General features: G+C 75.3%; 22 protein-coding genes. 13 read left to right on the top strand and 9 right to left on the bottom strand.

Features of this window, described 5'->3' with window-relative positions:
- Window positions 1-112: 112 nt before the first annotated feature.
- Both ACFTZA_RS16310 and ACFTZA_RS16315 read left to right on the top strand, forming a co-directional pair.
- Window positions 113-1030, top strand: coding sequence for a Bax inhibitor-1/YccA family protein (locus ACFTZA_RS16310; protein WP_378197270.1), 918 nt, complete (start codon window positions 113-115; stop codon window positions 1028-1030).
- A gap of 56 nt (window positions 1031-1086) precedes the next feature.
- Complete coding sequence (locus tag ACFTZA_RS16315) at window positions 1087-1554, top strand: hypothetical protein (protein WP_378197273.1); 468 nt, start codon at window positions 1087-1089, stop codon at window positions 1552-1554.
- A 62-nt stretch (window positions 1555-1616) separates the two neighbouring features.
- Here the strand turns inward: ACFTZA_RS16315 and ACFTZA_RS16320 are convergent, their stop codons facing one another.
- A complete protein-coding gene (locus ACFTZA_RS16320) occupies window positions 1617-2327 on the bottom strand; it encodes a DUF5701 family protein (protein ID WP_378197276.1) in 711 nt (236 codons plus the stop codon).
- Window positions 2328-2447: 120 nt separating this feature from the next.
- Between ACFTZA_RS16320 and ACFTZA_RS16325 the strand changes: the two genes are divergently transcribed.
- A complete protein-coding gene (locus ACFTZA_RS16325; protein ID WP_378197279.1) occupies window positions 2448-3854 on the top strand; it encodes a cystathionine beta-synthase in 1407 nt (468 codons plus the stop codon).
- On the opposite strand, the gene ACFTZA_RS16330 is transcribed toward ACFTZA_RS16325, so the two are convergent.
- Complete coding sequence (locus ACFTZA_RS16330) at window positions 3817-4428, bottom strand: TetR/AcrR family transcriptional regulator (RefSeq protein WP_378197282.1); 612 nt, start codon at window positions 4426-4428, stop codon at window positions 3817-3819. The genes ACFTZA_RS16325 and ACFTZA_RS16330 overlap by 38 nt on opposite strands.
- On the bottom strand, window positions 4421-5272 hold the full coding sequence (locus ACFTZA_RS16335) for an alpha/beta fold hydrolase (RefSeq protein ID WP_378197285.1): 852 nt from the start codon (window positions 5270-5272) through the stop codon (window positions 4421-4423). Before ACFTZA_RS16335 ends, ACFTZA_RS16330 begins: the two co-directional genes overlap by 8 nt.
- A 146-nt stretch (window positions 5273-5418) precedes the next feature.
- Between ACFTZA_RS16335 and ACFTZA_RS16340 the strand changes: the two genes are divergently transcribed.
- Entirely contained in the window at window positions 5419-5829 is a 411-nt protein-coding gene (locus ACFTZA_RS16340) for an FKBP-type peptidyl-prolyl cis-trans isomerase (protein ID WP_378197287.1), read from the top strand.
- A 67-nt stretch (window positions 5830-5896) separates the two neighbouring features.
- Here the strand turns inward: ACFTZA_RS16340 and ACFTZA_RS16345 are convergent, their stop codons facing one another.
- Window positions 5897-7117, bottom strand: a complete 1221-nt coding sequence (locus tag ACFTZA_RS16345; protein ID WP_378197290.1) for a class I SAM-dependent methyltransferase — start codon at window positions 7115-7117, stop codon at window positions 5897-5899.
- A gap of 83 nt (window positions 7118-7200) precedes the next feature.
- On the opposite strand from ACFTZA_RS16345, the gene ACFTZA_RS16350 reads away from it, so the two are divergent.
- On the top strand, window positions 7201-8595 hold the full coding sequence (locus tag ACFTZA_RS16350) for a DUF2252 domain-containing protein (RefSeq protein ID WP_378197293.1): 1395 nt from the start codon (window positions 7201-7203) through the stop codon (window positions 8593-8595).
- Window positions 8596-8649: 54 nt separating this feature from the next.
- Window positions 8650-9036: a SelT/SelW/SelH family protein gene (locus tag ACFTZA_RS16355; RefSeq protein ID WP_378197295.1), complete on the top strand. Its 387-nt coding sequence runs from the start codon at window positions 8650-8652 to the stop codon at window positions 9034-9036.
- A 19-nt stretch (window positions 9037-9055) separates the two neighbouring features.
- Here ACFTZA_RS16355 and ACFTZA_RS16360 read toward each other — a convergent pair whose 3' ends face one another.
- Window positions 9056-9550: a DUF5997 family protein gene (locus ACFTZA_RS16360; RefSeq protein WP_378197298.1), complete on the bottom strand. Its 495-nt coding sequence runs from the start codon at window positions 9548-9550 to the stop codon at window positions 9056-9058.
- A gap of 85 nt (window positions 9551-9635) precedes the next feature.
- Here ACFTZA_RS16360 and ACFTZA_RS16365 point away from each other — a divergent pair, with 85 nt between their 5' ends.
- The 3 genes from ACFTZA_RS16365 (at window position 9636) to ACFTZA_RS16375 (ending at window position 11854) form a co-directional block, all read left to right on the top strand.
- Window positions 9636-10550 (top strand): substrate-binding domain-containing protein, encoded by a 915-nt coding sequence (locus tag ACFTZA_RS16365; protein WP_378197301.1) that lies wholly within the window; start codon window positions 9636-9638, stop codon window positions 10548-10550.
- Window positions 10551-10760: 210 nt separating this feature from the next.
- Complete coding sequence (locus ACFTZA_RS16370) at window positions 10761-11198, top strand: ArsR/SmtB family transcription factor (protein WP_378197304.1); 438 nt, start codon at window positions 10761-10763, stop codon at window positions 11196-11198.
- Window positions 11195-11854, top strand: coding sequence for an SRPBCC family protein (locus tag ACFTZA_RS16375; protein WP_378197307.1), 660 nt, complete (start codon window positions 11195-11197; stop codon window positions 11852-11854). Before ACFTZA_RS16370 ends, ACFTZA_RS16375 begins: the two co-directional genes overlap by 4 nt.
- A gap of 18 nt (window positions 11855-11872) precedes the next feature.
- Here the strand turns inward: ACFTZA_RS16375 and ACFTZA_RS16380 are convergent, their stop codons facing one another.
- Window positions 11873-12499, bottom strand: coding sequence for a TMEM175 family protein (locus ACFTZA_RS16380; RefSeq protein WP_378197310.1), 627 nt, complete (start codon window positions 12497-12499; stop codon window positions 11873-11875).
- A gap of 23 nt (window positions 12500-12522) precedes the next feature.
- Window positions 12523-13350: a type II CAAX prenyl endopeptidase Rce1 family protein gene (locus tag ACFTZA_RS16385; RefSeq protein WP_378197330.1), complete on the bottom strand. Its 828-nt coding sequence runs from the start codon at window positions 13348-13350 to the stop codon at window positions 12523-12525.
- A gap of 136 nt (window positions 13351-13486) precedes the next feature.
- Between ACFTZA_RS16385 and ACFTZA_RS16390 the strand changes: the two genes are divergently transcribed.
- Window positions 13487-14299: a metallophosphoesterase family protein gene (locus ACFTZA_RS16390; protein WP_378197313.1), complete on the top strand. Its 813-nt coding sequence runs from the start codon at window positions 13487-13489 to the stop codon at window positions 14297-14299.
- A gap of 31 nt (window positions 14300-14330) precedes the next feature.
- Here ACFTZA_RS16390 and msrA read toward each other — a convergent pair whose 3' ends face one another.
- Entirely contained in the window at window positions 14331-15005 is a 675-nt protein-coding gene (msrA, locus tag ACFTZA_RS16395; protein WP_378197316.1) for a peptide-methionine (S)-S-oxide reductase MsrA, read from the bottom strand.
- 152 nt (window positions 15006-15157) lie between these two features.
- Window positions 15158-15952: an SDR family NAD(P)-dependent oxidoreductase gene (locus tag ACFTZA_RS16400; RefSeq protein ID WP_378197319.1), complete on the bottom strand. Its 795-nt coding sequence runs from the start codon at window positions 15950-15952 to the stop codon at window positions 15158-15160.
- 123 nt (window positions 15953-16075) lie between these two features.
- Here ACFTZA_RS16400 and ACFTZA_RS16405 point away from each other — a divergent pair, with 123 nt between their 5' ends.
- From ACFTZA_RS16405 to ilvA, 3 genes are read left to right on the top strand one after another with little or no spacing between them, the layout of a single operon-like run.
- Window positions 16076-17323: a cystathionine gamma-synthase gene (locus ACFTZA_RS16405; protein ID WP_378197321.1), complete on the top strand. Its 1248-nt coding sequence runs from the start codon at window positions 16076-16078 to the stop codon at window positions 17321-17323.
- Between the two features lie 31 nt (window positions 17324-17354).
- A complete protein-coding gene (locus ACFTZA_RS16410; protein WP_378197324.1) occupies window positions 17355-18641 on the top strand; it encodes an AI-2E family transporter in 1287 nt (428 codons plus the stop codon).
- On the top strand, window positions 18638-19927 hold the full coding sequence (ilvA, locus tag ACFTZA_RS16415) for a threonine ammonia-lyase (RefSeq protein WP_378197327.1): 1290 nt from the start codon (window positions 18638-18640) through the stop codon (window positions 19925-19927). Before ACFTZA_RS16410 ends, ilvA begins: the two co-directional genes overlap by 4 nt.
- Window positions 19928-19996: the final 69 nt, after the last annotated feature.

Raw genomic sequence — 19996 nt, forward strand, 5'->3', positions numbered from 1 at the left:
GGCACTCGCACGTTCCGTAGGATGAACGCAAGGCCAGCGACACCCGACTCGAGGCAGGAACGCCGATGACGAGGCCCGCTGCGAGAGTGGACGCCGCGACCAGGAGGAGCTCATGAGCAACCCCGTCTTCAACAACAGTGCGGTCTTCGGTGACCCGCGCAACCGGCGGGGAGGCGCCGCCACCCAGCAGTCCCCCGCCTACGGGACCGCGCCCCAGGGCCAGAGCGGTGCGCCCGCCTACGGCACGCCGCCGCAGAACGCGCAGTGGGGCCAGTACGGTGCCCAGACCGCCGACGCCGCGACGCTCGACGCGATGTACCAGGCGCCCGCCGCGACCACGGCGGACACCAAGCGCCTGACCTACGACGACGTCGTCATCAAGACGGGCGGGCTGCTCGCGCTGCTCGTCGTCGTCGCCGCCGGCTCGTGGATGCTCACGCCGCAGGTGCCCGCGCTGTGGATCATCGGCGCGGTCGTCGGTCTCGTCCTCGGCCTCGTGAACGCGTTCAAGCGCAACCCGAGCCCCGCGCTCATCGTCGCGTACACGGTGGCGCAGGGTCTGTTCCTCGGCGGGATCAGCCTGGCGTTCGCCGGCATGACCGTCGCCAACGGTGCGAACCTGACGGACATCGTGTTCCAGGCGGTCCTCGCGACGATCGCCACGTTCGCCGCTGCGCTGTTCCTCTTCCGGTCCGGCAAGGTGCGGGTCACCCCGAAGTTCACGCGCTGGCTCCTCATCGCGATGGTGGGGTACCTCGCGTTCTCCCTCGTCAACGTGGTCCTCGTCTGGACCGGCGTTCTCGGCGGCTGGGGCATGCGCGGTGGCACGATCGGCGTCGTCGTCGGCCTCTTCGCCGTCGGCCTCGCGGCCGCGTCGCTCATCGTCGACTTCGACTCCATCAAGCGCGGCGTCGAGGGCGGCGTGCCCGCCAAGTTCGCGTGGTCGGCCGCGTTCGGCCTGCTGGTCACGCTCATCTGGCTCTACCTGGAGTTCCTGCGCCTCTTCGCCATCCTGCAGAGCAGCGACTGACGGTGGCGCGCACCTCTCGCGACACGGCACCCGCGGCGGAGCACTCTCCGCCGCGGGTGCCTGTCTTCGTCGCCGGGCTCGTCGTCGCCGCGGCGGCCATGCTCGGGGTCCAGGTCCTCTACATGGTCCTCTCCGGGGCGCCGCCGGCATGGTTGCCGTTCGCGGCCCTGCTCCTGCTCGTCAGCGTGCCGACGGCGGGCGCTGCCGTCGCGTGGCTCGGCGCCCGCATCACGCGGGGCGCGACCGAGGGTCGCGCGGCGCTCGTCTTCGCGGTCCTCGGCCTCGTCGCCGGCGCCCTGTGGGGCTCGCTCCTCGCGGGTGGGCTCGCGGCGCAGCTCCGCGACGCCGGCGCCGCGGGCGAGGGTGGGCTGATCCTCGGCGCGGCCGTCGTCGTCGGGATCACGGGCGCCGTCGGGGCGGCCGTCGGCCGGGCGTCCGCGCCCGAGGCGGCCGGCCGGCCCGTGGTGGTCGTGGTGCTGGGTGCCGTCGTGCTCGTCGTCGCCCTGCTCGGCCTCCTGGGCTGACGTCCGCGGAGGAGAGCCCGGGCCGGGACCGACCCGGCCGGGGCTCTCCCGCGTGCCCGCGCTCAGGCCGGGAGGCCCACGCGACCGGCCGCCGACGCGAACCCGAGCCACGTGTGCCGGTTGCCCGCCCAGCACCAGCCGACCTTCGGCGCACCGCGGCGCTCGCGGCCGTCGCGCCCGGTGCCGTTGGAGATCCAGATCGCGGGCGTCCGCGCGTCGAGGCGCCCGTCCGCCCGGCGCAGGCGTGAGCCGATCGTCATGTAGCAGTGGTTGCGCTCGACGACCTGCGGCGCCTGCAGCGCCCAGTGGATGCCCTCCGCCAACGTCAGCGGGGTGCGGCCGCGTCGGGTGATCTCCGGCAGCGCCTCGTCGGGCGACCAGCTCGCCAGGTCGTCGCCGCGGTCGACGTCCGTGACGACGTACAGCGCGCCGTCGGGCACGGTGAGACCGTCCAGCGGGGCGAACCGGTCGACGTCGGCCATGTCGACGACGACGAAGCCCTCCTTCTCGCCGTCCCGGTCGGGCAGCCGCAGGTGCGGGGCGAGCACGGAGGGCGGCGCGAGCGCGGGGTCGACGACGAGGAGCGCGCCCGGCGGGGCGCTCGCGGCGAGGTCGTGCGCCGCTGCGCGCACCGCGGCGTCGGGCAGGCCGGCGGTCGCCGCGACGCCCAGGGCGACGAGACGCTCGGCCTGGTCGGGCAGCGGCGGGAGCGCCGTGGCGGGGACGGGCGGGGACGTGGCGACGGCGGCGGGGGAGGCGGAGCTCGCGGGCACGGGGCACCTTCCGGTCGGAGACGGTCGCACACCTAACGCTCTACACCGTACGGGAATTCCCTGGTCCAGCGTCGGGGTCCGGTGACGTCGGCCGCGCACCCCATCGGGGATGATCGAGGGATGAGATACGCACAGCACGTCTCCGAGCTCGTCGGCGGCACCCCGCTCGTCCGGCTCACCCGCGTCACGGAAGGCCTGTCGGCGACCGTCCTCGCCAAGGTCGAGTACCTCAACCCCGGCGGCTCGGTGAAGGACCGCATCGCGCTGAAGATGGTCGAGGCCGCGGAGGCGTCCGGCGAGCTGCGGCCGGGCGGCACGATCGTCGAGCCCACGTCCGGCAACACCGGTGTCGGGCTCGCTCTCGTCGCGCAGCGCAAGGGCTACGACTGCGTGTTCGTCTGCCCCGACAAGGTCAGCCAGGACAAGCGCGACGTGCTCACCGCGTACGGTGCGCGCGTCGTCGTGACGCCCACGGCCGTGGCCCCGGACCACCCCGACTCGTACTACTCCGTCTCCGACCGCCTCACCCGGGAGATCCCCGGGGCGTGGAAGCCGAACCAGTACGCGAACGTCAACGGCCCGCTCTCGCACTACGAGTCGACCGGCCCCGAGATCTGGTCGGACACCGACGGCCGCGTGACCCACTTCGTCACGGGCGTCGGGACGGGCGGCACCATCACGGGCACCGGCCGCTACCTCCACGAGGTGTCGGCCGGCCGCGACGCCGCCGACGGCGGCCCGGTGCAGGTGGTCGGTGCGGACCCGGCCGGCTCGGTGTACTCCGGCGGCGACGGTCGCCCGTACCTCGTGGAGGGCGTCGGCGAGGACTTCTGGCCGGCGGCGTACGACCCTGCCGTGCCCGACGAGATCATCGCGGTGAGCGACGCCGACTCGTTCGCCATGACGCGCCGGCTCGCGCGCGAGGAGGGGCTGCTCGTCGGCGGGTCGTGCGGCATGGCGGTCGAGGCCACGCTGCGCCTCGCGCGCCGGCTCGAGGAGAAGGACCCGGAGGCCGCGGCGCGCGCCGTGATCGTCGTGCTGCTACCCGACGGCGGGCGCGGCTACCTGTCGAAGATCTTCAACGACGCGTGGATGCGGTCCTACGGCTTCCTGCCCGACGACGAGGGCGTCACCGCGGGCGACGTGCTGCGAGCCAAGGGCGGCCGCCTGCCCGACCTCGTGCACACCCACCCGGGCGAGACGGTGCGTGACGCGATCGAGATCCTGCGCGAGTACGGCGTCTCGCAGATGCCGGTCGTCGGCGCGGAGCCGCCGGTGAAGATCGGCGAGGTCGCCGGCTCGGTGAGCGAGCGTGCGCTCCTCGACGCCGTCTTCTCCGGGGTGGCGTCGCTCGCCGACCGCGTCGACGCGCACATGCAGGAGCGCTTCCCGCTCATCGGCGCGGGCGAGGGCGTGGACGCGATCCGCGCCGCCCTGCACGACGCCGACGCGCTGCTCGTCGTGGAGGACGGCGACCCGGTGGGCGTGCTCACACGGCACGACCTGCTGGGTTTCCTCGCGCGCTGAGCGCGTCCAGGCCGGCGAGCACCATCGCGACGTGCGTGGCGAAGCTCGCGTCGAGGTCGTCGGGCAGCCGGTACCCGCCGCCGAGCTCGAGCGAGACGAACCCGTGCACGCTCGCGCGGACCGAGCGGATCGCATCGATGGTGCGGTCGTCGGGCAGGTCGAAGCCCCGCAGCACGGCCGCGACCGTGCGGACCGAGCGGTCCGCGGCGGCCGACAGCGCGGCGTCGGCGGGGTCGTCGGGGTCGGGCGCGGCCTGCACGGCGGCCCACCGGCCCGGCGCCGACCGCGCGAACCCGCGCATCGCGTGGGCGAGCGCCTCGACGGCGGCCGGGCCGGAGAGCCCGACCGTCGCGTCGGTCATGACGCGCGTGAGGTCGTCGACGGCGACGGTCGACACCTCGCGCCGCAGGGCCGCGAGCGAGCCGACGTGCTTGTACAGGCTGGGCGTCGCGACGCCGGCCTGCGCGGCGACCTTCGCGAGGGAGAGGTCCGCGAAGCCGGTGGGCCCGCCCGCGTCCACGAGCTCGAGCGCGATCGCGACCACCGCGTCGTGCGACAGCCCCGCCCTAGGCACGGGCCTCTCCCGTCGGGAGGGTCGCGAGGAAGGCCACGGTCGCGGCGACGAGCTCCTCGGGCGCCTGGAGCTGGGGGTAGTGGCCCACCTCGGGCAGGACCAGGGTCGTCGCGCCGAGCGCCTGCTCGGCGAACGCGGCCTCGGCGACCGGGTCGGCGTAGTCGGGGTCCAGCGCGCCGAAGACGGCGAGCACGGGCGCCTGCACGTGCGAGAGGCGGGGCTCGACGACGGCGTGGTCGAGCTGGAGGGTCAGGTCCCGGAACGACCGGAGGCGGGCAGGGTCGCGCAGGTTGTCCCGGACCGCGGCGCGGTGCGCGGCGAGCCGGGCGGGGCGCCGCCCCTTCACGAGCGACCCGTAGAACGCCGACCAGACGGCCGGCCCCCACGGGCGTGCGAGCGCGACACGGAAGGCCGCGCGCATCAGGCGCTGCGCGGTGGCCGACCCGCTCGCGCGGAGGAACCCGTCGACGAGGACGAGACCGCGCACCAGGTCCGGGCGGTCGGCCGCCGCGACGACGGCGGCCGAGGCGGCCATGGAGCTGCCGAGCAGGGCCGCCAGCCCGGCGTCGAGGTGCTCGACGAGCGCGACGAGGTCCGAGGCGGTGGCCTCGTCGCCGTGCGTGCGGAACGTGGTGTCGCTGTCGCCGTGACCGCGCAGGTCCATGACGACGACGCGGTGCCCTGCCGCGACGAGGGGAGGCACGACGTCGTCCCACGTCGAGCGCACGTCGCCCATGCCGGGGACGGCGACGACGAGCGGGCCGCTGCCCTGGTCGGTGTACGCGAGACGGCCGTCGGGCCGGTGGAGGAACCGGAGGTCGAGTGTTGGAGTTCGTTGAGACATAGCCCCTAGGCTAATACCATTAGCCACGTCTGGCAAGAGCCTCCCCCGCGAGCGGGAGCCTCCGCGTAGGGTGAGGGCGTCACGGCGCTCGCCGTGGCCCACACCGGGCGAGCTCCACGCCCGGTTCATCGACGGAAGGCATCCTCGTGACCGACCAGACCACCCTCCCGACCCCCTCGGGGTCCTTCGGCGAGAAGCCGACCCTCACCTTCCCCGAGCAGGGTGCTCCCGAGGGCCTCCAGGTCGTCGTGCTCAGCGAGGGCTCCGGGCCCGCCGTCACCGCCGGGCGCAACATCGTCGTCCACTACCTGGGGCAGGTGTGGGGCGGGCAGGTGTTCGACAACTCGTACGACCGCGGCGACACGATCGCGTTCCCGATCGGTGTGGGTGCCGTCATCGGCGGCTGGGACAAGGGTCTCGTCGGTCAGAACGTCGGCTCGCGCGTCCTGCTGTCGATCCCGCCGGAGCACGGCTACGGCCAGCGCGGCGTGCCGCAGGCCGGCATCGGCGGCACCGACACCCTCGTCTTCGTGGTGGACGTCGTCGACGTGCAGTGACACCCGGGCGGTGACGCCCCGGCCGGGACTCCCGGCCGAGACACCCGTGCGGAGACACCCGCGGGGATCAGCGTCGCGTGCTGCGGGTCACCGTGAAGCGCCGGTCGCGCCCGACCTGGACGGTCGGGCCGACGGCGCGCTCGAGCGCCGGCCGGTAGCGCAGGTGCGAGTTCCACACGCACCACAGCTCGCCACCGGGCCGCAGCACGCGGCCCGCCGCCGCGAACAGGCGGTGCGCCGTCCCCGTCCGCAGGGCCGCTCCCTCGTGGAACGGCGGGTTGAGCAGGACGAGGTCGGCGCTCGCGTCCGGCAGCGACGCGCCGGCGTCGTCGCGCACCACCTGCACGCGGTCGCCCGTGCCGTTGGCCGCCGCGGTGCGCTGCGCGGACCGCACCGCGGCGTCGGACCGGTCCGTCGCGACGACGCGCGCCGCCGGCCACCGCCGGGCCGCCCACGTCGCGAGCAGCCCCGTCCCGCAGCCGAGGTCGACGACGTCCTCCGGTGCCGCGAGCCCGTGCGGGAGGTCGGGTGCGTCCGCGTCGTCGAGACGCTCCAGCAGGAACCGTGTGCCGAGGTCGAGCTCCGCCCCGGCGAACGCGGCGCCGTGGGCGACGACCGTCAGCCCGACGTCGGGCAGCACCGCCGTGACGGGATACGTCAGAGGGCCGGCCTCCTGGCGCGGCTCGGCGGCGACGAGAACCCGCGACTTGCCGCGACCGCGGCTCGCCCGCACGTGGCCGAACGACTCGGCGAGCACGTCGTTCATCGCGGGCGTCATGTGCTTGACGCGCCCGCCCGCGAGCAGGACGACGCCCGGGTCCGCCTCGCGCGCGACGTGCTCCGCGACGTCGCGCAGGGCCGCGAGCCCGCGAGGCAGGCGCAGCAGCACGACGCGAGCGCCGGAGAGGAGGCCGGGCCCGAGGCTGTGGTGCGCGTACGTGCCGGTCAGGCCCAGCGTCGCCGCGTTCGCGTCGAGCGCGTCGGCCGCGGTGCACGCGTCCTGGTGCACGCGGACGACGTCCCCGGTCCCGCCTGTGACGCCGGCACCGCCCCCGGCCTCGTCGGGTCGTCGGACGAGAGCGGCGGCGCCGAGCGTCAGCGCGCCGTAGCGGTCGTCCACGACGGCGACCTCGCCCGCCCGGACGTCGGCGACGTGCCGTGCCGCCTCGTCGAGGAGCAGCCGGTCGGCCGCGTCCACGGCGACGGGGGAGTCCTCGCGCCGCGGCTCCGGGTCGCCGGTCTCGAGCCGAGCGAGGAGGTCGGCGAGGTCGGCGGGGGTGCTGGTCACCGGACCAGTCTCCCCGACCACCACCGCCGGGCGCTCCCGCGGCCGCGGCGCTAGCCTGCGAGCAGGCCCGAGGAGGTGGGGCGATGGACGTCCCCAGGACGCTCGCGGAGTCGCGTACCGCCGGTCGCGCGCTGCGGGAGACCGCGCCGCGACGCAGCCACGCGGAGCTCCGGCTCCCCGACCGCGACCCCGTCGCCGTCGTGGCCGAGCAGAACGCGGACCGGATCCACGAGCTCGTCCCGCTGCGCGTGGGCCGCATGCTCGAGTCGCCGTTCGCCTGGTACCGGGGGACCGCCGCGACGATGGCCGCCGACCTGGCCGCAGGGCCCCGCACCGGGGCGACCGTGGTGGCGTGCGGGGACGCCCACGTGGCGAACTTCGGGCTGTTCGCGTCGCCCGAGCGGCGCGTCGTGTTCGACCTCAACGACTTCGACGAGGCTGCGGACGGCCCCTGGGAGTGGGACGTCAAGCGCCTCGCCACGAGCATGCACGTCGCGGGACGCGACGCGGGCATGACGGAGGAGCAGTGCGGCGATGCCGCGCGCCGCGCGGTGCGCGGCTACCGCGACGGGCTCGACGAGCTGCTGTCCCTCGGCGCTGTCGAGCGGTTCGCCTTCCAGGTCGAGATCGAGGCCGTGGAGCCGCTGCTCGAGGACGCCGGCCGCGAGGAGCTGCGGCGCACCCTGCGCCGTGCGCTGCGACGCACGTCCGAGCACGTGGTGCGCCGCATCACGACCCGCACCGCGGACGGCCGCACGCGCATCGTCGACCAGCCGCCGGTCACCCAGCACGTGAAGACCGCGACGCCCGAGCAGCTGACGACGCTGTTCGAGCGCTACCGCGAGCCGCTGCGCGCGGACGTCCGCCTCCTCCTGGGGCAGTTCGAGCTCGTCGACCACGTGCTGCGCGTCGTGGGCGTCGGCAGCGTCGGCACGCGCTGCTACATCGCGCTGCTCGAGGGGCCGGCGGGTGAGCCGCTCGTGCTCCAGGTCAAGGAGGCCGTGCCGTCCGTGCTGGCCACGTACGGCGGGATGGCGGACGCGTTGCCCGCGGGCCTCGTCCCGGCCGGCGACGTGCCCGCGCAGGGACGCCGCGTCGTCGCCGCACAGCGCATCCTCCAGGCGCACTCCGACCCGTTCCTCGGGTGGACCACCGTCGAGGCCGACGAGAGCCCCGCCGGGCGGCGCGTCGACTTCTACTGGCGCCAGTTCCGCGACATGAAGGGGTCCGTCGAGCTGGACCGGCTGACGCCCGTGCAGCTCGCGCGGTACGGCGGCTTCTGCGGCCGCGTCCTCGCCCGCGCGCACAGCCAGTCGCCCGCGGCCCGCGTCGTGCACGCCTACCTGGGGCGCTCCGACGCGTTCGAGGACGCCGTGGCGGCGTGGGCGCGCGCGTACGCGGACGTCGTCGAGCAGGACCACGCACGGCTGGCGGCGGCGGTGGCGGACGGCCGGCTCCCGGCCGAGCGGGGCGCCTGAGCCGGGCGTCCGCCCGGGCGTCGCGGCACGTCACCGTCCGCCTAGGCTGGCGGCATGACCGACGGCGCCCCCGCCCCAGACCCCGCCGAGCGTGCAGACGTCGCCCCCGAGGGCTCCGCCGCCGACCCCGGATCGCGCGGGACCGCGCGCGTGGCCGTGGAGTACTGCACGCAGTGCCGGTGGTTGCTGCGCGCGGCGTGGGTGGCGCAGGAGCTGCTGCAGACGTTCCGCACGCGGCTGGGCGAGGTCGCGCTCGTGCCCGGCACGGGCGGCGTCTTCCGGGTGACGCTGGACGCGGGCGACGGCCCGGTGCTCCTGTGGGACCGGAAGGCCGACGGCGGGTTCCCCGAGGTCCCCGACCTCAAGCGGCGCGTGCGCGACGCCGTCGCGCCGGACCTGTCGCTCGGGCACACCGACCGCGCCGCCGGCGACCCCGTCTGACGGGGGCGTCCTCCCGGGCTCAGGACTCCTGCGGCCCGCCCTCCGCGTCGTCCTGCGGCGGGGCCTGCGTCGAGCTCCTCGTGCGGTCCTTGGTGTCCTTCGTGTCCCGGGCGTGGTCCTTGGCGCGCTCGCGAGCCTGCGCCTTCGCGCGCTCCGCGGCGATCCGGTCCTCCTCGGCGCGGACCTTCGCCTGGACCTCGCGCTCGCGCGCGAGCCACTCCGGCGGGTCCTGGCGCAGCTCGTCGATCTGCTCCGTGGTCATCGGCTCCGTGATGCCCCCGCGCGCGAGCCCCGAGATCGAGACGCCCAGGCGCCCGGCGACGACCGGTCGTGGGTGCGGCCCGTTGCGGCGCAGGTCGCTGAGCCACTCCGGCGGGTGCTTCTCGAGCTCCTCGAGCTCCGCGCGGGTGACGGTGCCGGCCCGGAACTCCTCGGGCGTCGCGGGCAGGTACACCCCGAGCTTCTTGGCCGCCGTGGCGGGCTTCATCGACTGCGCGGACTGCTTGGGGCTCATGGGGTCAGGGTATGTCCTCGCGGCGCGCCGCTCCGCGCCGACGGCAGGCGCCGCGCGTCGTGCGCCCGGCGCCTAGGGTGGGGCCGTGGAGGACGACGAGCAGGGACCGGCCCGGCACGAGCCCGGAGACGACGAGGCCGGGCCGGGCGCGACGCCGGGATTCCGCCTCGCGTACGTCCCCGGCGCCACCCCGGCGAAGTGGGTGCGCACGTGGCGCGAGCGCCTGCCCGACGTGCCGCTCGAGCTCGTCGCGACCGAGGCCGCCGACGCCGCGCGTGTGCTGCGCGACGGCGAGGCCGACGCGGCGATCCTGCGCCTGCCGGTGGACCGCGACGTCCTCGCCGCCATCCCGCTGTACGAGGAGACGCCCGTCGTCCTCGTCGGGCGCGACCACCTGCTCGCGGCGCTCGAGCCCGAGGAGCCGGTCGCACTCTCCGACCTGGCCGACGAGGTGCTGCTGCGGCCCCTCGACGACGTCGTCGCGTGGTCCGGCACGCCGGGTGCCGCGGACGACGCCCCGGCCCCGCCCGGCCGCCCCGCCGTCGAGCGCCCCGCCACCACCGCCGACGCGGTCGTGCTCGTCGCCGCGGGCGTCGGCGTGCTCGTCGTGCCGCAGTCGCTCGCGCGGCTGCACCACCGCAAGGACGTCGTGCACCGCCGGCTCGACGGCGCGCCGATCGCGCCCGTGGCGCTCGCGTGGGTCGCGGAGACCGCCGACGACCTCGTCGAGGAGATGGTCGGGATCGTGCGCGGCCGCACGGTCAACAGCTCTCGCGGCCGTGCCTCCGCGACCACCGCGACCGCCGCGACGGGTGACGGTCGCGCGGGTGCCGCGCGCTCGACCGGGCAGGGCGGCACGGCCGCCGGCCGCCGCGCGGGGACGCCGTCGCGCTCCGGCCGGGGCGCGGGCAAGGGCGCCGGGGGAGGACGGTCGCAGGGCCGCGGGACGCCTCGCGGCGGCAAGGGAGGCGCCGCCCGAGGCCGAGGCCGACGCCGCTGACCGACCTGCACCGGTGTCCGGCGCCCGCAAGGGTCGAGCGCTCGGACGTCGGCCGGCGGACGCGCTCCTGCCCGAGCGCTGCGTTCCCGCCCGAGCGCTGCGTCCGTGGACGCATCGCTCGCGCCGTGACGCATCGCTCGCGCCGTGACGCATCGCTAGAGCCACGTATCGCTCTTGACTTATATAAGTCGTGGCTCCAGGATGGGGACTGTGGAAGCGTTCGACGTGCTCGGCGACCCCGTCCGGCGGCGGATCCTCGAGCTGCTCGCAAGGGGCGAGCGGGCTGCGGGGGAGATCGCCGCGGACGTCGGCGCGGAGTTCGGCATCAGCCAGCCCGCGGTGTCCCAGCACCTCAAGGTGCTGAGGACCCACGGGTTCACCACCGTGCGGGCGGAGGGCACCCGCCGCCTCTACGCGCTCGACCCCGCGCCGCTCGGGGAGGTCGAGGACTGGGCCGCCGGCCTCCGGCGGTTCTGGGAGCAGCGGCTCGACGCGCTCGGGACGGAGCTCGCGCGCGGCGCCCGGGAGCGGCGTCGCGCCGGGCAGCGCACCGCACCCGGCCGGGCGGCAGCCGGAGGCGGCGACGAGCCGCCGGTCACCGAGGAGCCGACCACCGACCAGGGGTGGTCAGGACGGAGGACAGGATGAAGGACCTCATCGCCGAGCTGGAGGCCGTGCAGCGCACGGTCGGGTACGGGAACCTCCCCGCGGGGGAGGCGCGCGTCGTGACGCTGTCGCGGACGTACTCCGCCGCCGTCGACGACGTGTGGGACGCCGTCACGAGCCCCGAGCGCATCCCGCGCTGGTTCCTGCCCGTGAGCGGGGAGCTGCGCGCGGGCGGCACCTACCAGCTCGAGGGCAACGCGGGCGGCGAGATCCGCGTGTGCGACGCGCCGCGGCACCTGCAGGTCACGTGGGTCATGGGCCCGGAGGGTCCCGAGGACTCGTCGGTCGTCGACGTCCGGCTCGAGCCCGCGGACGACGGCACCCGGCTGACGCTCGAGCACACCGCCGTCGTGCCGCCGGAGATGTGGGACCAGTTCGGTCCCGGCGCGGTGGGCGTCGGCTGGGACGGCGCCCTCCTGGGGCTCGGTCTGCACCTCGCCGGGGTCGAGGGCGCGATCGATCCCGAGACCCTCGCGACGGACCCCGCGGTACGGGCGTTCAACACGGCCAGCAGCGAGGCGTGGGGCGCGGCGCTCGCGGCGTCCGACGGCCTCGACGCCGACACGGTGGCGGCACGCGTCGCCGCGACGACCGCTTTCTACGTCCCGCCGCTCGACAGCGACGCGACCACCCGGTAGCACCCCCGAGCCCTGGTCTCAGCCGGCCGCCCGCCGACGTCGTCGGTGGGCGGCCGCGCGGACCGGGCCCTCGAGCAGCAGCAGGAGCAGCCAGGCCGCACCGCCGCCGGGGAGCAGCACGGCGAGCACGAGCGCGGCGGCGAGCAGTCCCGCGCCGATCCAGCGGTCGACCACGCTCTCGGTCGGGTCGTCGTCGAGGAAGCCCTGGCGCACGAGTACCGCCCGCTCGGCGCGCAGCGCCAGAGAGGTGACCAGCATGATCCCGATGTAGACGCCGAGCGCCAGCCGGTCGCCGCCGCCGGACGTGAAGTCCAGCACCGTCGCGACGGGCAGCGCGACGATCGACGCGAGCCACAGCATCTCGAGCTGGAGCACGGTGGCGGAGTAGCCCGTCGCGGGCAGGAAGAGCCAGTGGTGCACGCGCCAGAAGAGCGCGATGACGACGAAGCTGATCGCGGCCGGCGCGAGCGTCGTCCAGCTGTCGGCGAAGAACTCCCGCGCCGAGCCGGCGTCGAGCGCCCGGTCGACGACGGGGAGCACGACGAGCGTGATGGCGATCGCCACGACGGCGTCGGCGAACGCGAGCACGCGGTCGAGCCCGCGCGCCTCGCCGCGAGCCTGCGCACGCCGCGCGGCCTGCTCCATGGGGCCAGGCTAGGAGCCCCGGCTCATCGCGGCGCGGTGACGAACACGTCGAACAGCTCGGGGTGGTGCGCGTGCACGAGCACGCCGAACACGACGAGGTCGAACAGCAGGTGCACCGCGACCACGTAGGTGAACGACTTCGACCACGAGAAGATCCACCCCTGGACCAGGGCGAACGGGATCGTCAGCAGCGGGCCCCACTCGCGGTACCCGAGCTCCCACAGGAACGAGACGAACACCGTCGCCTGCAGCACGTTCGCCGTCCAGAGCCCGAAGTGCTTGCGCAGCAGGGCGAACACGACGCACACGAAGAACAGCTCGTCCCAGATCCCGACCGCGTTCACCCCGACGAACAGCCGGGCGATCTCCTCACCGCCCGTGACCTCGGGCCAGTTGCGGTACGCCCCCGACCCGATGAAGTAGAACGGCAGGATCAGGTACCCGGCGACGACGACCACGGCGAGGTAGACGATCTGGCCGCGTGACCACCGCCGGCCCGTCGCCACGGGGAACGTGATCGTCCGGTCGCGGTACGCGAAGCGCGACAGCGCCCACGGCACGAGCACCGCCAGCGACAGCGCGACGGCGAAGCGGAGCATCCCGGCGTCGGACAGGTCGGCCTCGAGCGAGATCGCCGAGATGATCGCCATGCCGAGGCCGATCAGCGCGAGGTCGCGGCCGAGCACGCGGTCGACCGCCCACCCGAGGGCCACCCCGACGACGAGCGGCACGTAGCCGAGCGGCCGCACGTGCACCGCGAAGAGCAGCACCGCGGAGCCGGCGACGAGGGCCGCGGCGAGCAGCCGCGCGGGCGAGCCGACGGCCCAGGGCGGGAGCGCGGCGTCGGGCACGGCGGACGGCGGACCGGCGGCGGGGGAGGACGTCACCCGCACACCGTGCCACGTCGCGACGCTCCGAGCGGAACGGACGGCCCGGACGTGGCCGCGGCGCGCCGCGCGTGCGACGGTGGTCGCGGGGGTGGTGCACGTGGGCACGGGCGGTCACGGGGGAGCGGGTACCGGCACCGGCGGGGTCGTGGCCGACGTCGGGACGGTCGCGGTGCTGTCGGACGTGCACGGCGTCCTGCCGGTGCTCGACGCGGTGCTCGCGGAGCCCGACGTGCGCGCGGCGGACCTCGTCGTGGTCACCGGCGACCACGCGGCGGGGCCGCAGCCCGTCGAGGTGCTGGACCGGCTCGCGAGCCTCGGTGACCGGGCGCTGCTCGTGCGCGGCAACGCGGACCGCGAGCTCGTGGCCTGGGCGCGCGACGGTGCGGGCCACGTGCCCGACCCGGTCGTGCCGTGGGCCGCGGCGCAGCTGCGACCGGACCAGGTCGAGCTCCTCGCCGGGCTGCCGCACCCCGCCGAGATCTCGGTGCGCGGGTTCGGCCGAGCGGTCCTGTGCCACGGCACGCCGCGCGACGACGAGGAGGTCGTGCTCGTCGACTCCTCGCTCGGCCGGTGGGCCGAGGTGCTCGCGGACCTCGACCCCGACGTCCGGACGGTCGTGTGCGGGCACACGCACATGCCGTTCGTGCGGCTCGTCGACCGGCGGCTCGTCGTCAACCCCGGCAGCGTCGGCATGCCGTACGGCCGGCCCGGCGGGTCGTGGGCGCTCCTGCGCGACGGGCAGGTGTCGCTGCGGCACACGGAGGTCGACGTCGACGCCGCGGTCGCCGCGGTCGTCGCGGGCAGCGACTACCCGGACGTCGCGGAGTGGGCCGAGTACTTCCTGCGGTCGGCCGCGAGCGACGCCGAGGCACTCCGCGTCTTCGGCCCGCGCGACGGCCGGCCCGCCTGAGCCACCGCGTCAGGCAGGCCGGCCGCGCAGGTCAGGCGGCGTCGGGGAACGGCACGCCCGTCGTCGCGTGGCAGCGGTAGCCGTTCGGGTTCTTGTCGAGGTACTGCTGGTGGTAGTCCTCGGCGTAGTAGAACGGGCCGGCCTCGGCGGCGGGCTTCATCTCCGTCGTGATCGGGTCGTAGCCCTTCGCGGCGAGCACCTGGCCGTACCGCTCGGCCGTCTCGCGGACGGCCTTCTCCTGCTCGGGCGTCGTCCAGTACACGGCGGACCGGTACTGCGTGCCGACGTCGTTGCCCTGGCGGTAGCCCTGCGTCGGGTCGTGCCGCTCCCAGAAGATCTTGAGCAGCTCGGCCTCGGTGACCTTCTCCGGGTCGTACGCCACGAGCGCGGTCTCCGTGTGGCCCGTGCGGGCGGAGCACGCCTCCTCGTAGGTGGGGTTCGGCGTCGTGCCGCCCATGTAGCCGACGGCGGTGCTCACCACGCCCGGGACCTGCCAGTAGATCTCCTCCGCGCCCCAGAAGCAGCCCATCGCGAGGTAGAGCACGCGCGTGCCCTCCGGCCACGGGCCGGTGATCGACGTGCCGAGCACGGTGTGCGGGGCGGGGTTCTGCAGGACGGGGGACTGGCGGCCCGGCAGCGTGTCCTCCGGCGCGACCATGGTGGTCTTGGCGGAGCCGCCGAACAGGGCGTCGAAGATCGAGTTCATCGCTTACCTCCTGAAAGGTGCCGGTCGACGGGGGCGGTACGGAGGATCTCGGGGACCCGTGCCCACGACGCATCGTCCGGCACCAGGGTGAACGCCCGGCGCGCACGAGGTGTTCCGGCCTCGGTGGCGCCCCGGGTGACGGACCGGCCGCCCTACGGCACGATCGCGTCGACGTACCCGCCGTCGACGCGCACCGCGGCGCCCGTGGTCGCGGACGCGAGCGGGGACGCCAGGTAGGCCACCATGTGGGCGATCTCCTCGGGCTCGATGAGCCGCTGCAGCAGCGACTGCGGCCGGTGCTCGCGCATGAACACCCGCTGCGTCTCGTCCCACGGCAGGTCGTCGCCCACGAGCTCGCGCGCGAACGTCTCGACCCCACCCGTGTGCGTCGGCCCGGCGAGCACGCTGTTGACCGTCACGCCCGTCCCGGCGGCCGCCTTCGCGAACCCGCGCGAGACGCCCAGCAGGGCCGTCTTGGTGACCCCGTAGTGGATCATCTCCGTGGGGATCGCGACCGCCGAGTCGCTGCCGATGAACTGCACCCGGCCCCAGCCGCGCTCCATCATCCCCGGCAGGTACGCGCGCGTGAGCCGCACGCCCGCGAGCACGTTCACCTCGAGGTACCGGCGCCACGTGTCGTCGTCGATCTCCAGCGGGTCCTGGCTCGCGAAGATCCCGAGGTTGTTGACCAGCACGTCGACGTCGGGCACCGCGTCCAGCATCGTCGTCGCGCCGTCGTCCGTGGCGAGGTCGGCGGCGACGCCGGTGACCTCCGCCCCGGGCGCGTGCGCGCGCACGTCCTCGGCCGCGCGCCGGGACGTCTCGGCGGACCGGCCGTTGACCACGACGCTCGCCCCGCACTCCGCGAGGGCGCGCGCGATCGCGAGGCCGATGCCCTGCGCCGAACCCGTGACCAGCGCCGTCCTGCCCTCGAGATCGATCCTCACCGCCGCCTCCGTCCGTGCCCTGGGTCACCCACCGTGCCCCCGGCTGCGGGGCGTCGCCACCCGAGGGCAGCCACCCTCACCAGACCCGACGACCGCCGCGGGGCCGGCACGTACGCTGGCCGGGTGAGCAGCGAGCACCCCGACTGGACGACCACCGGCTTCTCCACGCGCGCCATCCACGCGGGGCAGGACCCGGACCCGACGACGGGCGCCGTCGTGCCGCCCATCCACCAGGTCTCGACCTACAAGCAGGACGGCGTGGGCGGCCTGCGCGGCGGATACGAGTACTCGCGCTCGGCCAACCCCACCCGCACCGCGCTCGAGGAGGCCCTCGCCGCCGCTGAGTCCGGGGGACTGCGCCCGACGGCGGACGGGTCGCCACCCGCGCGCGGGTTCGCCTTCGCGTCGGGCCTCGCCGCGGAGGACACCCTGCTGCGCGCGGTCCTGCGGCCCGGCGACCACGTCGTGTTCCCCGGCGACGCGTACGGCGGCACGTATCGGCTCGTCCACCGGGTCTTCGGCCCGTGGGGCGTCGAGCACACGCCGGTCGACATGACCGACGTCGCGAACCTGGACGGGGTGCGCGCCGCGGTGCGCCCGGGGACGACGAAGGTCGTGTGGGTCGAGACGCCGACGAACCCGCTGCTCGGGATCAGCGACATCCGAGAGCTTGGGGCGCTCGCTCGAGAAGCCGGCGCGCTGCTCGTCGTCGACAACACGTTCGCCACGCCCTACCTGCAGCAGCCGCTCGCGCTCGGCGCGGACGTCGTCGTGCACTCGACGACGAAGTACGTCGGCGGGCACAGCGACGTCGTCGGCGGCGCGCTCGTCGTCGCGACGGGCGCGCAGCTCCCGGGCGGTCTCGAGTCGCCCGCAGGCGGCACGGACGTGGCCGGTGCCGTCGGCTTCCACCAGAACTCCTCGGGCGCCGTCGCGGGCCCCTTCGACGCCTGGCTCACGCTGCGCGGGCTCAAGACCCTCGCGGTGCGCATGGACCGCCACCAGGCGAACGCCGCCGCCGTCGCGGCGTTCCTCGACGAGCACCCCGCGGTGACGCAGGTGATCTACCCCGGTCTGGCGTCGCACCCCGGCCACGAGACCGCCGCCCGGCAGATGAGCGGGTTCGGCGGCATGGTGTCGTTCCGCACCGGCAGCGAGGAGAAGGCCCTCGAGGTGTGCTCGCGCACGCGCGTGTTCACGCTCGCCGAGTCGCTCGGCGGGGTGGAGTCGCTCGTCGAGCACCCGGGGCGCATGACGCACGCGTCCGTCGCCGGGTCCGCGCTCGAGGTCCCCGACGACCTCGTGCGCCTGTCCGTCGGCATCGAGGACGTCGACGACCTGCTCGCGGACCTCGACCGCGCGCTGTCCTGACGCCCGACCTGCGCTCCCCTAGGGTGAGGTCGTGACCGCGCAGACCGACCCGCACGACGAACCGGCCCCGATCCCACCCGCGGCACCCGGTGGGGGCACGGTCCCCGAGTCGGTGAAGTCCGCGGCGTCGTGGTCGTGGCGGCTCCTGCTCATCGGCGGTGCGATCGCGGCGGGCGGCTGGCTCGTCGTGCAGCTCAAGGTCATCGTCGTGCCGGTCGCCGTCGCGCTGCTGCTCACGGTGCTGCTCACGCCCGTGCAGCGCGTCCTCCAGCGGCGGCTGCGGATGTCGCGCGGGTGGGCGACGGGGCTCTCGCTCATCGGCCTGGTCGCCGTCGTGGCGGGCCTCGTCACCGTCGCCGGACGCTCGATCGTCGGCGGCTTCCAGGACCTGCGCGACCAGGCCGTCCAGGGCTTCGAGCAGTTCACCGGCTGGCTCTCGCAGGGACCGCTCAACGTCGACTCGGTGACGCTGCGCTCGTACCTCGACCAGGCGCAGTCGGCGCTCACGGAGAACCAGGACAGCATCGTCTCCGGCGCGCTCGGCGCGGCCACGACCATCGGGCACGTGCTCGCGGGCGCCCTCATCGCGCTGTTCTGCACGTTCTTCTTCCTGCTCGACGGCAAGCGGATCTGGTCGTGGGTCGTCGGCGTCCTGCCGCTGCGCGCCCGTGACCGCGTGCACCAGGCGGGCCGGCGCGGCGTCATCACCCTGTCCGCGTACACGCGCACGCAGATCCTCGTCGCCGCCGTGGACGCGGTCGGCATCGGCGTCGGCGCGGCGTTCTTCGTGCCCAGCCTGGCGCTCCCGCTCGGGATCCTCGTGTTCGTCGGCTCGTTCATCCCGATCGTCGGCGCGATCGTCACCGGCTCCATCGCGGTGCTCGTCGTGCTCGTCGCGCAGGGCTGGGCGCAGGCGCTGATCATGCTCGCGATCGTGCTCCTCGTCCAGCAGATCGAGGGGCACGTCCTGCAGCCGTTCCTCATGGGCCACGCCGTGTCGCTGCACCCCGTCGCCGTCATCCTCGTCGTCGCCGCCGGCAGCTTCGCCGCAGGGATCGTCGGCGCGCTCTTCGCCGTGCCCATCGCCGCGGTGCTCAACACGGTCGTGCTGTACCTGCACGGGCACGACAAGTTCCCCGAGCTCGGGACGGACGACCGCGTCGTCGTGCGCGGGAGCCCTCAGCCACCGGTGGTGGAGGCCGCGGAGGACGACCTGGCAGAGCCCGTGCTGCGCCGCCGCTACCGGTGGCGCGACAGCACGTCGGCCCGGCGCGCGACCGGCCCGGGCGGCGCACCGGGAGAGGACGTCGAGCCGTGACCGACGGCGGTCCCGCCGCCTCGGTGACGCTCGCCGACGTCCGGGACGCGGCCCGGCTGCTCGACGGCGTCGCCACGGTGACGCTCGTGCAGTCGTCGCGCGCCATCAGCGAGGCCGCGGGCGTCGAGGTGCTGCTCAAGTGCGAGAACCTCCAGCGGGCCGGCTCGTTCAAGGTGCGCGGGGCGTACGTGCGCATGGCGCGGCTCTCGGCCGAGGAGAGGGCGCGCGGAGTCGTCGCGGCGAGCGCCGGCAACCACGCCCAGGGCGTGGCGCTGGCCGCGGGGCTCCTCGGCATCCGTGCGGTCGTCTACATGCCGGTCGACGCGGCGCTGCCGAAGGTCGCCGCCACGCGCCAGTACGGCGCCGAGGTGCGCCTCGTGGGCGAGGACGTCGACGAGACGCTCGCCGCCGCCCGGGCGGAGGCCGCACGCACCGGGGCGGTGGGCGTGCACCCGTTCGACCACCCCGACGTCGTCGCCGGCCAGGGCACACTCGCCCTCGAGATCCTCGAGCAGGTGCCGCAGGTCCGGACGGTCGTCGCCCCGCTGGGTGGCGGTGGCCTCGTCGCCGGCCTCGCCGCGACGTTCGCCGAGGCGGCGCCGCACGTGCGCGTCGTCGGGGTGCAGGCCGAGCGCGCCGCGGCCTACCCGGCGTCGCTGGCGGCGGGCGAACCGACGACGTCGCGGGCGGCCGCCACCATGGCCGACGGGATCGCCGTCGGGACGCCGGGCGTCGTGCCGTTCGAGATTCTGCGCCGCCACGGGGTCGAGGTGCGCACCGTGAGCGAGGACGACATCTCCCGTTCGCTGCTCATGGTCGCCGAGCGGGCGAAGCTCCTCGTCGAGCCCGCCGGGGCCGCGGGCGTCGCGGCGCTGCTCGCCACGTCGCGCGCGCTCGACACCGCCGCGACGGCGCCGCCGTCCGGTGCGCCGCGACCGCTCGAGGGACCGGTCGTCGTCGTGCTGTCCGGGGGGAACGTCGACCCCCTCGTGCTGCTGCGCGTCGTGCGCCACGGTCTCGCCGCCGCGGGCCGGTACATCCAGCTCCAGGTGCTGCTCGACGACCGCCCCGGCGCGCTCGCCGGTCTGCTCGACGTCATCTCGACGCTGCGCGGCAACGTCATGCACATCCACCACGACCGCACGGACGTGGGCCTGGGCATCGGCGAGGCGTGGGTGCGCATGCAGGTCGAGACGAAGGGCCAGGAGCACTGCGAGGAGCTCCTCGCGCGGCTGCGGGCGGACGGCTACCGCGTCGAGCGGTCCGGTCGCGCACCGGGGTCGTAGCCGGGGCGCCGCGGGACCCGCGGGCGCAGCGGCGCGGGACGCACGACGGCCCGGCACCCTCGCAGGTGC

It is taken from the genome of Cellulosimicrobium sp. NPDC057127, from assembly GCF_042670945.1.
Lineage (GTDB): Bacteria > Actinomycetota > Actinomycetes > Actinomycetales > Cellulomonadaceae > Cellulosimicrobium.